This window comes from Flavobacterium sp. Root935 (assembly GCF_001429295.1).
Classification (GTDB): domain Bacteria; phylum Bacteroidota; class Bacteroidia; order Flavobacteriales; family Flavobacteriaceae; genus Flavobacterium.
This window is the reverse complement of the sequence record NZ_LMJL01000008.1, coordinates 734,787-748,944: the sequence shown is the minus strand read 5'-3', so window position 1 is coordinate 748,944 and position 14,158 is coordinate 734,787. Positions and strand designations below refer to the sequence as shown.

The window sequence follows — 14,158 nt, the reverse complement described above, 5'->3', positions numbered from 1 at the left end:
CATTTTCGAAATTAAGATTCTTAAAATTGTTAAAAAATAGGTTTTGGTGAGGTTATTTTAATATGATTGAAGATATTAATTGGGAAGTTAAAATATCTTCCATTTCAAAAAGATTTTCTTCTTCAACAAAATTAGCTGCTTTGTAAGAGAACAATTTCCAGCGTTTTTTATGGTATTCAAGAGCTGTTAGGTTTTCTACCCAATCGCCAGAATTAAGGTATAAAGTAGAGCCATGTTTGTTTTCCTTAGTCATAATTTTTGGTTCATGGATATGACCGCAGATTACGTAATCGTAATTTTTTTCGATTGCTAAATCGGTTGCAGTAGTTTCAAAATCAGAAATAAATTTAACTGCTTTTTTTACGCTTGCTTTTATTTTTTTAGAAAAAGAGTAAGGTTCTCGACCGAGCTTTGATAGACACCAATTTACAAATCGGTTTATTAGAATTAAATAATCATAACCTAATCCGCCTAGTTTTGCAATCCATTTTGAATGCTGCACAGAGGCATCAAACACATCTCCGTGAAAAATCCATGCTTTTTTATCGTCTAATTCTAAAACTAATTTGTCGACCAAAGCAAAATTACCCATATTCATATCACTGAATTTTCGAAGTATTTCATCATGATTTCCAGTAATATAATACACTTTTGTTCCTTTAGAAGCCATTCCGATTATACGCTGAATTACTCTTAAATGCGCTTTCGGGAAGTACGATTTACGAAACTGCCAAGCATCAATAATGTCGCCGTTTAAGACTAAAGTTTTGGGTTTAATGCTTGAAAGATAGTTGTTTAGTTCTTTTGCATGACTTCCGTAAGTTCCTAAATGGACATCAGAAAGAACGACCAATTCGACATTTCTTTTTTTCAATTTTTCTTGATTTGAAGTTTTACAAATGAAAGAAATTTTGAATGGTTTTATTTTATCAAAAGGTTATGAAAAAGCGGATAATTTTACCAAATTGTGATTTTTAATCGGTTTAATGTTTAGTTAATAATACCAGTTTTAAATTTTTTAATTTAATTCATAAAACTTACATTTGCTCAAAACAAAATACAATGGCAGGAAACAGCTACGGCACCCTATATAAAGTTACAACATTTGGAGAATCTCATGGTGAAGCTTTAGGCGGCATTATTGACGGATGCCCTCCAGGAATACAACTTGATTTTGAAGCAATTGAATTGGATATGGCTCGAAGAAAACCAGGGCAGTCGGCAATTGTTACACAGCGTAAGGAACCAGATGCAGTTCAGTTCTTATCTGGGATTTTCGAAGGAAAAACTACAGGAACCCCAATTGGGTTTATTATTCCAAATACCAATCAAAAGTCAGATGATTATTCACATATAAAAGATAATTACAGACCAAGCCACGCTGATTATGTTTACGATCAGAAATATGGTTTTCGTGACTATCGCGGCGGCGGACGAAGTTCGGCTAGAGAAACTGCAAGCAGGGTAGTAGCTGGGGCAATTGCAAAACAAATGCTTCCAGAGATTAAGTTTAATGCTTACGTTTCTTCTGTTGGGCCAATTCATTTAGAAACGCCTTATCAAGAATTAGATTTTTCAAAAATAGAAAGTAATCCTGTTCGTTGTCCAGACGAAAAATCTGCAGCGATAATGGAGGAATATATTCGTGATATTCGTAAACAAGGAGATACTGTTGGAGGTGTTGTAACTTGTGTAATCCAAAATGTTCCTGTTGGTTTAGGAGAACCAGTTTTTGATAAACTTCATGCAGAATTAGGAAAAGCAATGCTTTCTATAAATGCAGTAAAAGGTTTTGAATACGGAAGCGGTTTCCCTGGTTCTGAAATGAAAGGAAGCGAGCACAATGATTTGTACAATCCTGACGGATCTACTAAAACCAATCTTTCTGGCGGAATTCAAGGAGGAATCAGCAACGGAATGGATATTTATTTTAGAGTAGCTTTTAAACCTGTAGCAACTATTATGCAGACTCAGGACTCATTAAATAATAAAGGTAACATTACACCAATGACAGGAAAAGGACGTCATGATCCGTGTGTAGTGCCTCGCGCAGTGCCAATCGTAGAAGCGATGGCCGCAATTGTTTTGGCTGATTTTTATTTAATCAACAAAACATATTAATAAAAGGTAAGACAGTGAGGGTCTTATATTTTAATAATTAAAAAGTAAATTAATGCAAGTTACAGAAACTAAAAAAAAATCATTTCTTTCAGGATTAACAGGGCAAATTATAATTGCGATGATTCTTGGAGCTATTTTGGGAATCATATTACACAATTTAATTTCGCCTGAAGCAGCACAATCTTTTAGTACTAAGATAAAAATGCTGGCAACTATTTTTATTCGTTTGGTGCAAATGATTATTTCCCCTTTGGTTTTCACGACTCTGGTAGTGGGAATTGCAAAATTAGGAGATATTAAAACTGTTGGGAGAATTGGAGGAAAAGCTATAGGATGGTTTTTTACAGCTTCATTTATTTCTTTATTAATTGGATTGTTTTACGTAAATATTCTACAGCCAGGTGTTGGTCTAAAACTAGAGCACGTAGATATGGCAGCTGCTACTGAGGTAACTGGTAAAACACAAAATTTATCTTTCGAAAATTTTGTTGAGCATATTGTGCCAAAAAGTATTGTTGAAGCAATGGCAACAAATGAAATCCTGCAGATTGTAGTTTTTTCTATTTTCTTCGGATTAGCTGCAGCATCTTTAGGAGAAAAGGTAAAACCTATTATTGGAGCCTTTGATAAGTTGTCTCACATTGTTTTAAAAATGGTAAACTATGTAATGAACTTTGCTCCAATTGGAGTTTTTGGTGCTATTGCAGCTGTTTTTGCTATTAGAGATGCTGAAGAATTGGTAATTACTTATTTTAAATTTTTCGGATCATTCTTAATCGGTATTAGTACTTTGTGGGTTCTTTTAATAGCTGTTGGTTATATTTTCTTAAAAGGAAGAATGACAGAATTATTAAGACGTATCACTGGGCCATTAGCAATTGCTTTTGGAACAACGAGCAGCGAGGCTGTATTTCCTAAATTAACAGAAGAATTAGAAGGTTTTGGAGTAAAAGATAAAATTGTTTCTTTTATGCTGCCGCTTGGTTATTCGTTTAATCTTGATGGAAGTATGATGTACATGACTTTTGCCAGTATTTTTATTGCGCAGTTTTACAATGTACATTTAGATTTGGGAACTCAAATGGCGATGCTTTTAGTATTAATGCTAACCAGTAAAGGTATTGCAGGTGTTCCAAGAGCAAGTTTAGTTGTTGTTGCGGCAACTTGCGGCATGTTTGATATTCCAATTGAAGGTATTGCATTGATTCTGCCTATTGATCATTTTTGTGATATGTTTAGAAGTGCAACAAATGTACTTGGAAATGCACTGGCAACTTCTGTTGTAGGACAGTGGGAAGAAGGTAAAGAATAACAATAAACGAATAAGATTTTAACACTAAGAATATTATTTTTTGGCCTTAGTGTCCTAAATAACAAGTCAAAAGCTGTATTTTTTTATGAAATACAGCTTTTTTTTATTTTAAAGTGTATATTTGATAAAACTAGCCGATTAATGCCCCAAATACGGATATTTTTACTTCTATTCTTTGGTCTGAATTGCTTCGCCAATTCGGCAATTTCTCAATCTAATTGTAATAAAGATCCTAAGATCGATAAGCTGGTTAAAAAAGCACTTTTAAATTTTCGGGAATCTAATTTTGAGCAATCACTAAAAATTTCTAGAGCGGCTTTAAATTCAGCAACATTACTAAAAGACTATTGCCTCATTTCTCGTTCCTATAATATTATTGCAGCTAACTATAATGAATTATCAGACTTTGATAAAGCGATTTTCTTCTATAAAAAAAGCTTGTATTATGCCAATAAAACAAATAACGACTCTCTAAAATGCAACCTCTATAATAATCTGGGGAACATGTATTGTTTCGAAAAGAAACAATTTGACAAAGGTATTAGTTATTATAAAAAATCTGTAGCTTATGGTTTGAAAATTAATGATTTAAAAGAAGTTTACTTTACAAATGTAAATATTACCTGGGCATACTTTGATATTAAAAATTACGATCAGGGATATCTTTTTTTAAAATACATTAACAGCACAAAAAACAAATATAGCGACGGATCTACAGAAGTTATCGTAGATATGCTTAATGCGATTTATTTAAGTTACAAAAACGATAATAATGCGGCTAATACTTATTTTTTAAGTGCTATTGAAGCAGGAAAAACATGTGAAGAAAAAACAGATTTATCGAATGTTTATTTAGAATATTCGAAGTTTCTAAATAAAATTAAAAGGCACAAAGAGGCTTATGAAGCTTTAGTGAATCACAATAAAATTTCGGAAGTACTATATAACGAAAAGAAATTAAAAAAAGCTTCGATTGCGGGAATGGGGCTTGAGTTAGATGAATATAAAAGACAGATTGATAAAATTGAAAGTGAAAAAGTAGAGCAGTCTCAAAGTCTTAAAAAATCAAGGATCATCGTTATTCTTTTTATCTTGATTTCTTTTATACTTCTGTTTTTAATCATCACTTTAGTTAAGAATATTCGATTTAAGAAAAAACATAATTTAGAGCTTCTAAAAGCGAAAGAAATTGCAGAGGAGGCATCTTTGCTCAAAACACAATTTATTTCGACTATAAGCCACGAATTACGTACTCCGCTGTATGGTGTGGTTGGAATTACCAATATGTTATTAGAAGAACATAAAGAAATTTCTAGAAGCCAGCATCTAAGTTCGCTTAAATTTTCTGCCAGATATTTACTCTCTTTGGTAAATGATATTCTGCAGATTAATAAAATTGAAGAAAATAAAGTAGTACTTGAAAATTTGACATTTAATATTTCAGATGAAATCACAGTTATAAAAAACTCACTTTCTTTTCTTTCCCAAAAAAACAACAATAGAATTTCAATAGACATAGATCCTGAAATTCCAGAATATTTAATTGGAGATAAATTAAGACTGGCTCAAATTTTAATGAATTTAGTGAGTAATGCACTAAAGTTTACTAAAGACGGGCAAGTCGAAATAATAGTAAAACTAAGCAGGGTAGAAGGAAAACTGAATTACCTGCATTTCTTAATTAAGGATAATGGCGTAGGAATTGCCCTTGTGGACCAAAGTAAGATTTTTGAAAAATTTGTTCAAGTTGGGAGAAAGGATGAAGATTATCAAGGAACTGGATTAGGACTTAGTATTGTAAAAAGACTTCTTGGACTTTTTGGAAGTACTATTACTTTGGATAGTGATCTAGGAAAAGGTACTTCATTTTCGTTTGAAATTGGTTTTGAGCACGATTTGGCTAAAACGAAAAGTATTATTGATGAAATTGAAGTTGATCTAACCTCAAATGAAGTTTATAAAATTTTAGTCGTAGAAGATAACTTAATCAATCAATTGGTAACCAAAAAGATTATTGAGAAAAATAATTATATCTGTAAAGTGGTTGATGATGGTTATGCAGCGCTTAAAATTCTTGAAAACGAAGTCTTTGATTTGATTTTAATGGATATCAATATGCCTTTGATGAACGGTTTTGAAACGACAAAAAGAATTCGTCTGGCAGGAATAGAAACTCCAATTGTTGCTTTAACGGCTTTTGACAAAGATGAAATTACCGATGAAGCACTTTCGTCTGGAATGAATGATATTATAATTAAGCCTTTTGAACCAGTCAAATTATTTAAGATAATCAATTACCTTATAAAAGAAAAAAACGCTGTTTAGTACCAGCGTTTTTTGTTTTTCTTAGAAGTATTTGATTTTCTTGATTTATGAGCTCCACCGCTTCTATTAGAAGAATTTTTTGGTTTTTCTCCAGCTTCAGGACTTCCAGACTGCCATTGATAAGGGTGATCTGCGATTGTTTTTACATCAACTTTAATTAATTTCTGAATATCTTTCCAATATGGAAGTTCATCTTTTCCGCAGAAAGAAATTGCAATTCCGCCATTTCCTGCACGACCTGTACGACCGATACGGTGAACATAAGTTTCTGGGATATTCGGTAAATCAAAATTAATTACATACGGCAGTTGCTCAATGTCAATGCCTCTAGCCGCAATATCTGTAGCAACCAAAACACCAACTTCTTTATTCTTAAAAGCGTCTAAAACTCTTTGTCTTGCATTCTGAGATTTGTCTCCATGAATGGCTTCTGCTGGAATATCTTTTTTACGAAGCGCTTTAACAACATTGTCAGCACCGTGTTTTGTTCTTGAAAAAACAAGCACATTTGATAAATTTTCTTCTTTAATTAAACTATACAACAAGTTTCTTTTTTCAGTTTTATCTACAAAATAAATGCGTTGTTCTACATTTTCGGCTGTTGATGAAACAGGAGATACTTCTACTTTTTCTGGATCCTGCAAAAACATTTCTGCCAGTTCGCGAATTGCAATTGGCATTGTAGCAGAGAAAAGTAAAGTTTGTCTGTTCTTTGGTGTAAGTTTTACGATTTTTTTGACATCATTAATAAAACCCATATCCAGCATTTGATCGGCTTCATCGAGCACTAAAGTGTGCAGATGGTCTAAATCTAGAAAACCCTGTTTATGAAGATCAAGCAAACGTCCTGGAGTCGCAACTAAAATATCGATTCCATTTTTTAAAGCCTCAACTTGAGGGTTTTGAGATACACCTCCAAAAATTGTCAGCTGTGTTAAATTAGTATATTTAGCATAAGTGTCAAAACTCTGGCCAATTTGTACCGCTAATTCACGTGTAGGCGTAACTACAAGAGCACGAATTTGTTTCGCTTTTTTTGATGAACCGACAATTCTATGTAATTGATGTATGATTGGAATAGCAAATGCTGCCGTTTTTCCTGTCCCTGTCTGCGCGCAGCCAATTAAATCACGACCTGCTAAAACTATCGGAATAGATTTTTCCTGAATTGGTGTCGGATTTAAATAGCCTTCTTCAAATACGGCTTTTTGTATACTTTTTGAAAGTGATAAATCTTCGAATAACATATCTTAGGTATTAAGTATTTTAGTTTTAAGTACTAAAATGCCGTGCAAAGATAGTTTTATTCGGTTAATCGTTTGTTTGAATTAGCTTTTATTTGGCAAAACAGCTTCGCGTTAGAATTTTATTTGGTCGCTTAATTAATCTTTTTCGATGTTTGCTTTGATAAAATCGGTTACTAAATATCCAATTAATTTACCAATTAAATTATTATTAGGCGAATTGTCTAAATCTGGTGCTCCTTCGCAGACATGCAGATAAGCAGCGTTTTTATGTTCGGCGAAAAAAGAAACAAACTGTCTCAATTCTTCAACAGAAAAACCGCTAATTGTCATGGCACTGCTTGCAATGTTAGGAATTGCATCAAGATCAATTTCAATTCCGAAAGCATCATTTTTAACAAAATCTAAAGCGGCAATCATTTCTCGATTGAAATCTTTTTCTTTTCTAATGTTTACACTGTCGTAAGTATTATATCGAACTCGGTCTTCTAGTTTTTTAATTATATCTAAAACACTTTTTGAAGTATAATTTTCGTGAAGTCCAAAAATGAAATATTTTTTTAAAAAGCCTTCTTCGTAAGCGTATGAAAATCCGTTGCCGCTGTGACGTCCTTCAAGAATTCTAAAATCAGAATGTGCATCAAAATTTATTGCGTTTATAGGTTTTCCTTTGGCTAAAGCCGCTCCTTTAATATTTCCGTAAGCATTATTGTGGCCCCCACCTATGATAATAGGCGTTTTTCCAGCTTTAATTATGGTAAAAATAATATGAGATACTTCTTTATCAATTTTTTCAACCAGCTGACTTAATTTTGAACGATCATCGATATCATTAAAATCAAGATTTTCGACTTCACGCATTTCGTCAGCAACATTAATCTGTCCTAAAACAATAATGTTACTTCCTTTACAAAACCGATTATGCTGAATGTTGGCAATACTTTTTATCGCGCTCTGCCATGCAGAAGCAGCTCCAGGTCTTCCGTAATTGGCACGTACGCCTATATCTTCAGGAATTCCTAGAAGAACATATTTAGCTTCACTTTCTTTTAAAAAATTGATTTTATCAACTCCAGATGGAATGACAATCATTTTTTCTCCGAACTTTATTTCACCACTTCGATGATTTGTGACTTTTGCTAAATCATTTATAGTGAAAGGGATTAATTTTTCCATGAAAAAAATTTATTTTCCAAAAATAATATAATTGTAGAAACTTACGTTATTACCTTATATTAATTCTTAAATTTGTTATTAAAGAAAATTATTTAAATATGGAAAACCCAAAGAACAACAATTCAAGTCTAAAGGCGATAATCGCAGTTTTAGCAGTCCTACTGATTGGTAGCTTAGTGTATATTTTTAAATTATCATCTGATACAGATGTAGTTAAAACAGAACTTACAACAACTTTGACAGAGAAAGAATCTGTTATGAAAGATTTGCAAGAGCTGAAAGCGACTTATGATGCTGCAATTGCTGAAAACACTTCTATGTCTGACGAATTAATCCAAGAGAGAGATAAAGTAGTTGCTTTAATGGATGATTTAAACAAGTCTAAAGGAGATGTTTCTAAATACAGATCTCAAGTTCAGGCAATGCAGAGTAAAATGAAAACTTTAGTTGCTGAAAATGATGAGTTGAAAAAACAAAATGGTGTTTTAACTACTCAAAGAGATAGTACTATTGTAGTTCTAGGAGAATCTAAGAAATATAACGAAGTATTAGTTGGTCAAAACGAAGAATTGGCTAAAACAGTAGAAAAAGGTGCGAAGTTATCAGTACTAAATACAAAAACTTCAGCTTATAAATTGAAAAGCTCTGGTAAACAAATTGAAACAGACAAAGCAAGTCGTGCTGATGTTTTAAAAGTTAGTTTTACAATTGCTGAAAATCAAATCGCAAAATCTGGAGATAAAACGTATTATGTACAAGTTATCGATGCTAAGAACAATGTTTTAGGTGAAAAGAAAACTGAAAATTTCGGTGACAATTCATTGACTTACAGTTTTAAAACTACTGTGAAATATGAAAATAAAACTGTAAACGTGAGCGAAGATCTTCCAGGAAAAGATTTTGCTAAAGGAACTTACTTTATCAATATTTTTGATAATGACGAATTAGTTTCTAAAACTAGTTTCAGTTTAAGATAATTTCTGCCAAAGGGATATAATACCACTTAGATATTAAAGGTCTGTGATTTTCACAGGCCTTTTTTTATGGGTAAATTTGAATGCTTTTGTCACTGTTCGGAGAACTGTAAGTTTCCCGTAGTTGAAACTACGGGTTATGTTTGGAATGATTTATTTTTAAAAAGAATAATTGTTTATTCTAGAATTTTTCCTTCAACCAAAACAGATTCTATAAGATTGCTTCCAAAGGCATAAGGAATTTGGTAATAAGAAGAAATGGGTTTTGTTAGAATCAGATTGGCTTTTTTGCCTTTTGTAATACTTCCATGCGTTTCTGAAAGTCCCATGGCATAAGCACCGTTTATTGTTGCAGCATTAATTGCTTCTTCTGGGGTCATTTTCATCTTGATACAAGCCGTTGCAACAACAAAATTCATGTTTCCAGATGGAGTAGAACCAGGATTGAAATCTGTTGCTAAAGCCAAAGGCAGACCTGCTTTTATCATTTCACGTGCGGGAGTGTACGGAATGCTTAAAAAGTAAGAGCAAGACGGTAAAGCTACAGGCATTGTCTCGCTATCTTTTAAAGCTTCAATATCTTCTGATGTCATAACTTCAAGATGATCAACAGAAAGTGCTTTAAATTTAATACCAGCCTGAATGCCGCCAATAGAATTAAATTGATTGACGTGAATTTTTGGTTTTAGACCAAATTGAATTCCTGCCTGCATAATTTTTTCGGTTTCTTCCACAGAAAAGTAACCGCTTTCACAAAATACATCTACATATTCGGCTAATTTATTTTGAGCAATTTCTGGAATCATTTTAGTGATGATTTCTTCAATATATCCAGCTTTATTTTCTTTATAATGCGTTGGAAAAGCATGCGCTCCTAAAAATGTAGCTTTAATTGAAATTGGATAATTTTCAGACAGTTTTTTAATAACACGAAGCATTTTTAATTCTCCTTCAATAGTTAGCCCATATCCAGATTTTATTTCAACAGCACCAGTCCCTAAATGCATAACTTCTTCCAGGCGAAGTTTTGACTGCTCGTAGATTTCTTCCTCAGAAGTTTCGTTGAGTTTTTTAGCCGAATTTAAAATACCGCCTCCGCGATTTGCTATTTCTTCATACGAAAGTCCGTTAATACGGTCCACAAATTCTTGTTCGCGATTTCCTGCGTAGACAATATGCGTGTGACTGTCGCACCAAGAAGGAAGAACAACTTTGCCCGTAGCATCAATAATTTTATCAGCTTTAATTTCAGGAAGATCTTTCATTAAACCAAAATCAGCAATTAGATTGTCTTTTAAAACTAGAAAAGCATTTTTAATTGTTGGAAGTTGAGCCATTTCAGAACCTGAAACCTTATCAATTGAAGTTTCTCGAACTTGTAGTAATTCTTGTATGTTGGTAATTAAAGTAACCATTAATATGAGTTTGTTATATTTAGATAAGTCTATAAAAGCACAAATTTCACAAATTATCACGAACTAATCCGTGAAATCTGTGAAATTCATGTTTAGATTTTGAAATTAAAATTTTGAAATTTTATTTCAAAATTATTCTGAAACTGTTATTTCAAAAATTTTGTCCCAGTATTTTCCAGTAACAAAAATAGTTTTCGTAGCAGGATTATAGGCAATTCCATTAAGGACTTCTGCATTTTTAGCTTTAATAGATTTGCGTAGATCTGAAAGATTTAATATTCCTTCAACAGCTCCAGAAGTCGGATTTACAACAGCAATCGCATCTTTCTGCCAAACATTTACATAGAATTTTCCGTTGATTAGTTCTAACTCATTAATAGCTTTAATTTTTGCAGATCCAGAGTAAACGTTTATGTAGTCAATCAACTTTTGAGTAGCTGGATCCATTTTCCAGATTTTTTCTGTTCCGTCAGAATGATAAATGTATTTATCATCATGCGTCATTCCCCAGCCTTCGATATCTTTATCGTATTTAAAAGTCTTTTCTAGTTTAAAAGTATTGGCATCATAAATAAAACCAGTTTTTTCCTGCCATGAGAGTTGGTAGATTTTACCATTGAAAAAAGTGATTCCTTCTCCAAAATATTCTTTAGGAAGATCCACTTGTTTAATCACTTTTCCTGTTTTATAGTCTACTTCTCTAAAATAAGAATCTTCTTTTTGTCCTGTACTTTCAAAAAGTCTTCCGTCATGAAATTCTAAACCTTCTGTAAATGCTGTAGTATCATGGGGAAAAGTATTTACTACTTTGTATTTTAATAGTTTTGGTTCAATATCAGAAATCACTTCAATTCTTTTAGTAGCATCTGAAGAATCGCCGCCAAAATAGGCAGTAGCTTTTAAGTATTGATAACCTAGTTTTTGTTCTTTTAAATCAAATTTAAATTTCTCAGCACCTTTTGTGCTTCCTACTCTTTTATCATTTATAAAGTAAGCAATACTGTCAATTTCTTTCGATTTTGGGTTTAAAATTCCAATTGAAACTGATTCTTTTTGCGTAAAATGAGCCGGAAAAGCAGAATCATCGATAGTAAACAAAGAATTTTCACCTTTTTTTGTGTCTCCACATCCAATTAATGTGATTCCTAATAAAATGAAAGTTAGGAAGTTATATTTTTTCATAGTTTAAAATTTGAATAAGCCAATATACAACGATATTTTTATAGCAACAAAGGTCTTGCAAAAATATAAAAAGGTTGTATATTTGCACCGGCAAGTCCTACACGACCAGCTCCTGCAGACTCCCCCAGGATGGGAACATAGCAAGGGTACGTGGTTGAGCGGTGCGATGTAGGTCGCTTGCCATTTTTTTAGAATAAATTTAATTTGTAATCTTCCTTATCAGGAGGATTTTTTTATTTTTGGGACTTCGTAAAGTTAAAAGTTATTAGTTAGAGGTTGAAAGTTTACCTCAATGAACCAACTCATAACTTATAACTCAAAACTCATAATTCATAACTTTTCAAAATGAACAAAGTTGTTTTAATTACCGGAGGATCATCAGGGATTGGGAAATCTATTGGTGAATTTTTACATCAAAAAGGTTTCGTTGTGTATGGAACCAGCAGAAATCCTGAGAAAGTTTTAAATTCAGTTTTCCCTTTGGTGGCTTTAGATGTACGAAATTCTGATTCTATTCAGAAAGCAGTTTCTAAAATTATTGAAACTTCTGGGAGATTAGATATTGTTATAAATAATGCTGGAGTTGGAATAACAGGGCCTTTAGAAGAAATTCCGACTGAGGAAATCCGAAATAATTTTGAGACTAATTTTTTTGGACCAATTGAAGTAATGAAAGCTGCTTTACCGCAAATGCGTAAACAAAATTCTGGACTTATTATAAATATTACTTCTATTGCAGGTTATATGGGACTTCCATACAGAAGTGTTTATTCGGCATCAAAAGGGGCTTTAGAATTGATTACTGAAGCTTTAAGAATGGAAGTTAAATCTTTTGGAATTGAAATTACCAATGTTGCGCCTGGAGATTTTGCTACAAATATTGCTGCTGGCCGTTATCATGCGCCAGTTATTAAAGATTCTGCTTACGAAAAAGTTTACGGAGAGGTTTTGGCAACGATGAATGATCATGTTGACGCAGGAAGTAATCCGAATGAAATGGCTGAGGCAGTTTACAAAATTATTCAGACCAAAAAGCCAAACGTGCATTATAAAGTTGGTGCTTTTATGCAGAAGTTTTCGATCGTTTTAAAACGTGCTCTTCCAGATAAGATGTACGAAAAAATGTTAATGAATCATTATAAATTGTAATACTATGGATAAGATTTCAGAGTTTTTGCCTACTATTTTTGCTGTTTTAATTTTTCTGTTTATTTGGTTTGTAATTCGCAGGATTTTAAGTTCTTTAAGCGATAAGATTAATAATTCTGAAGTTTATAAAGAAGATACTCTAAAGGTGCTTGAAGAAATTAGAGATGAATTGAAAGAATTAAACAGAAAAAATTCTTCTGCGAGTTTATAATGATAAGTTTAGCCGAATTTGAAACATTAAAGCCAGATTTTTAAAATTAAGTAAAATTATTGTTTGCAATTTATTTTGTGAATTTTAATGAAATTTGCAAATTGATTTGGTTTTTGAAATTGTTATTGGTATTGATTTCGTAATTTTGCAGCTGAATTTGCGTGAGGGATAGAAGCTGATCCACAGAGTCGGAGTGGATAATCCAGCCAGATTAAAAAAAGGTACTTAGTAATCGTTCTGCTGAGTGCGCCTTTTATAAATGTGGTCACGCCCAGTTAATCAACACAATTTAAATAATATAAATTATGAAATTTTTTATTGACACAGCTAATTTAGCTCAAATTAAAGAAGCACAAGCTTTAGGTGTTTTGGATGGTGTAACAACTAACCCATCTTTGATGGCAAAAGAAGGAATTACCGGAAAAAACAACATTTTAAAGCATTATGTTGATATTTGCAATCTTGTAGAAGGTGATGTAAGTGCTGAAGTTAATGCCCTTGATTTTGACGGAATGGTTAAAGAAGGTGAGGAGCTGGCTGAATTACATGACCAAATTGTTGTAAAACTTCCTATGACTAAAGAAGGTGTTATGGCGGCAAAATATTTTTCTGATAAAGGAATTAAAACAAACGTTACTCTTGTTTTCTCTGTAGGACAAGCACTTTTAGCGGCTAAGGCTGGTGCTACGTATGTCTCTCCGTTTGTTGGACGTTTAGATGATATTTCTACTGATGGATTGAATTTAATTCAGGAAATTAGAGAAGTTTATGATAACTACGGTTACGAGACTCAAATTTTAGCAGCTTCTGTACGTCATACAATGCATATTGTAAATTGTGCAAAAATTGGCGCTGATGTTATGACTGGACCTCTTTCTGCAATTTACGGATTGTTGAAACATCCTTTAACAGATATCGGTTTAGCGCAGTTCGTAGCTGACTTTGAGAAGGGAAATAAATAATTCTCAAATACTTATAAAATTAAAATCGTCTTTTTTCTAACGAGAAGAGACGATTTTTTTTACTTTTATATGAACCTTAAATAGTTG

The 14,158-nt window shown here is 32.6% G+C and carries 12 protein-coding genes and 1 other RNA gene; 8 read left to right on the top strand and 5 right to left on the bottom strand.

Features of this window, described 5'->3' with window-relative positions:
• Positions 1-52 precede the first annotated feature (52 nt).
• Positions 53-874, bottom strand: coding sequence for a UDP-2,3-diacylglucosamine diphosphatase (locus ASE40_RS08345; protein WP_057116487.1), 822 nt, complete (start codon positions 872-874; stop codon positions 53-55).
• A gap of 188 nt (positions 875-1,062) precedes the next feature.
• On the opposite strand from ASE40_RS08345, the gene aroC reads away from it, so the two are divergent.
• The 3 genes from aroC to ASE40_RS08330 all read left to right on the top strand — a co-directional run bounded on the left by aroC (position 1,063) and on the right by ASE40_RS08330 (position 5,758).
• On the top strand, positions 1,063-2,121 hold the full coding sequence (aroC, locus tag ASE40_RS08340) for a chorismate synthase (RefSeq protein ID WP_057116486.1): 1,059 nt from the start codon (positions 1,063-1,065) through the stop codon (positions 2,119-2,121).
• Between the two features lie 52 nt (positions 2,122-2,173).
• Entirely contained in the window at positions 2,174-3,433 is a 1,260-nt protein-coding gene (locus ASE40_RS08335; protein WP_057116485.1) for a dicarboxylate/amino acid:cation symporter, read from the top strand.
• A gap of 141 nt (positions 3,434-3,574) precedes the next feature.
• A complete protein-coding gene (locus ASE40_RS08330; RefSeq protein WP_057116484.1) occupies positions 3,575-5,758 on the top strand; it encodes a response regulator in 2,184 nt (727 codons plus the stop codon).
• Here the strand turns inward: ASE40_RS08330 and ASE40_RS08325 are convergent.
• Complete coding sequence (locus ASE40_RS08325) at positions 5,755-7,005, bottom strand: DEAD/DEAH box helicase (protein ID WP_057116483.1); 1,251 nt, start codon at positions 7,003-7,005, stop codon at positions 5,755-5,757. The two genes, ASE40_RS08330 and ASE40_RS08325, sit on opposite strands and share 4 nt — an antisense overlap.
• A 135-nt stretch (positions 7,006-7,140) precedes the next feature.
• Positions 7,141-8,178: a formimidoylglutamase gene (locus ASE40_RS08320; RefSeq protein ID WP_057116482.1), complete on the bottom strand. Its 1,038-nt coding sequence runs from the start codon at positions 8,176-8,178 to the stop codon at positions 7,141-7,143.
• Between the two features lie 98 nt (positions 8,179-8,276).
• Between ASE40_RS08320 and ASE40_RS08315 the strand changes: the two genes are divergently transcribed.
• Positions 8,277-9,155 (top strand): hypothetical protein, encoded by an 879-nt coding sequence (locus tag ASE40_RS08315; protein ID WP_057116481.1) that lies wholly within the window; start codon positions 8,277-8,279, stop codon positions 9,153-9,155.
• Positions 9,156-9,328: 173 nt separating this feature from the next.
• Here ASE40_RS08315 and hutI read toward each other — a convergent pair whose 3' ends face one another.
• Together hutI and ASE40_RS08305 are read right to left on the bottom strand one after the other, a co-directional pair.
• A complete protein-coding gene (hutI, locus tag ASE40_RS08310; protein ID WP_057116480.1) occupies positions 9,329-10,567 on the bottom strand; it encodes an imidazolonepropionase in 1,239 nt (412 codons plus the stop codon).
• 132 nt (positions 10,568-10,699) lie between these two features.
• Positions 10,700-11,749 (bottom strand): glutaminyl-peptide cyclotransferase, encoded by a 1,050-nt coding sequence (locus ASE40_RS08305; RefSeq protein ID WP_057116479.1) that lies wholly within the window; start codon positions 11,747-11,749, stop codon positions 10,700-10,702.
• Between the two features lie 88 nt (positions 11,750-11,837).
• On the opposite strand from ASE40_RS08305, the gene ffs reads away from it, so the two are divergent.
• The 4 genes from ffs (at position 11,838) to fsa (ending at position 14,071) form a co-directional block, all read left to right on the top strand.
• An RNA gene (ffs, locus tag ASE40_RS21700) (signal recognition particle sRNA small type) lies at positions 11,838-11,935 on the top strand.
• A 159-nt stretch (positions 11,936-12,094) separates the two neighbouring features.
• A complete protein-coding gene (locus ASE40_RS08300; protein ID WP_057116478.1) occupies positions 12,095-12,898 on the top strand; it encodes an SDR family oxidoreductase in 804 nt (267 codons plus the stop codon).
• 4 nt (positions 12,899-12,902) lie between these two features.
• A complete protein-coding gene (locus tag ASE40_RS08295; RefSeq protein ID WP_057116477.1) occupies positions 12,903-13,109 on the top strand; it encodes a hypothetical protein in 207 nt (68 codons plus the stop codon).
• Between the two features lie 305 nt (positions 13,110-13,414).
• Positions 13,415-14,071 (top strand): fructose-6-phosphate aldolase, encoded by a 657-nt coding sequence (fsa, locus tag ASE40_RS08290; protein ID WP_057116476.1) that lies wholly within the window; start codon positions 13,415-13,417, stop codon positions 14,069-14,071.
• Positions 14,072-14,158 lie beyond the last annotated feature (87 nt).

Excerpts from the sequence above, each read along its gene's own strand:
- aroC (WP_057116486.1), top strand. The coding sequence starts at position 1,063 with ATGGCAGGAAACAGCTACGGCACCCTATATAAAGTTACAACATTTGGA.
- ASE40_RS08335 (WP_057116485.1), top strand. The coding sequence starts at position 2,174 with ATGCAAGTTACAGAAACTAAAAAAAAATCATTTCTTTCAGGATTAACA.
- ASE40_RS08330 (WP_057116484.1), top strand. The coding sequence starts at position 3,575 with ATGCCCCAAATACGGATATTTTTACTTCTATTCTTTGGTCTGAATTGC.
- ASE40_RS08325 (WP_057116483.1), bottom strand. The coding sequence starts at position 7,005 with ATGTTATTCGAAGATTTATCACTTTCAAAAAGTATACAAAAAGCCGTA.
- ASE40_RS08320 (WP_057116482.1), bottom strand. The coding sequence starts at position 8,178 with ATGGAAAAATTAATCCCTTTCACTATAAATGATTTAGCAAAAGTCACA.
- ASE40_RS08315 (WP_057116481.1), top strand. The coding sequence starts at position 8,277 with ATGGAAAACCCAAAGAACAACAATTCAAGTCTAAAGGCGATAATCGCA.
- hutI (WP_057116480.1), bottom strand. The coding sequence starts at position 10,567 with ATGGTTACTTTAATTACCAACATACAAGAATTACTACAAGTTCGAGAA.
- ASE40_RS08305 (WP_057116479.1), bottom strand. The coding sequence starts at position 11,749 with ATGAAAAAATATAACTTCCTAACTTTCATTTTATTAGGAATCACATTA.
- ASE40_RS08300 (WP_057116478.1), top strand. The coding sequence starts at position 12,095 with ATGAACAAAGTTGTTTTAATTACCGGAGGATCATCAGGGATTGGGAAA.
- ASE40_RS08295 (WP_057116477.1), top strand. The coding sequence starts at position 12,903 with ATGGATAAGATTTCAGAGTTTTTGCCTACTATTTTTGCTGTTTTAATT.
- fsa (WP_057116476.1), top strand. The coding sequence starts at position 13,415 with ATGAAATTTTTTATTGACACAGCTAATTTAGCTCAAATTAAAGAAGCA.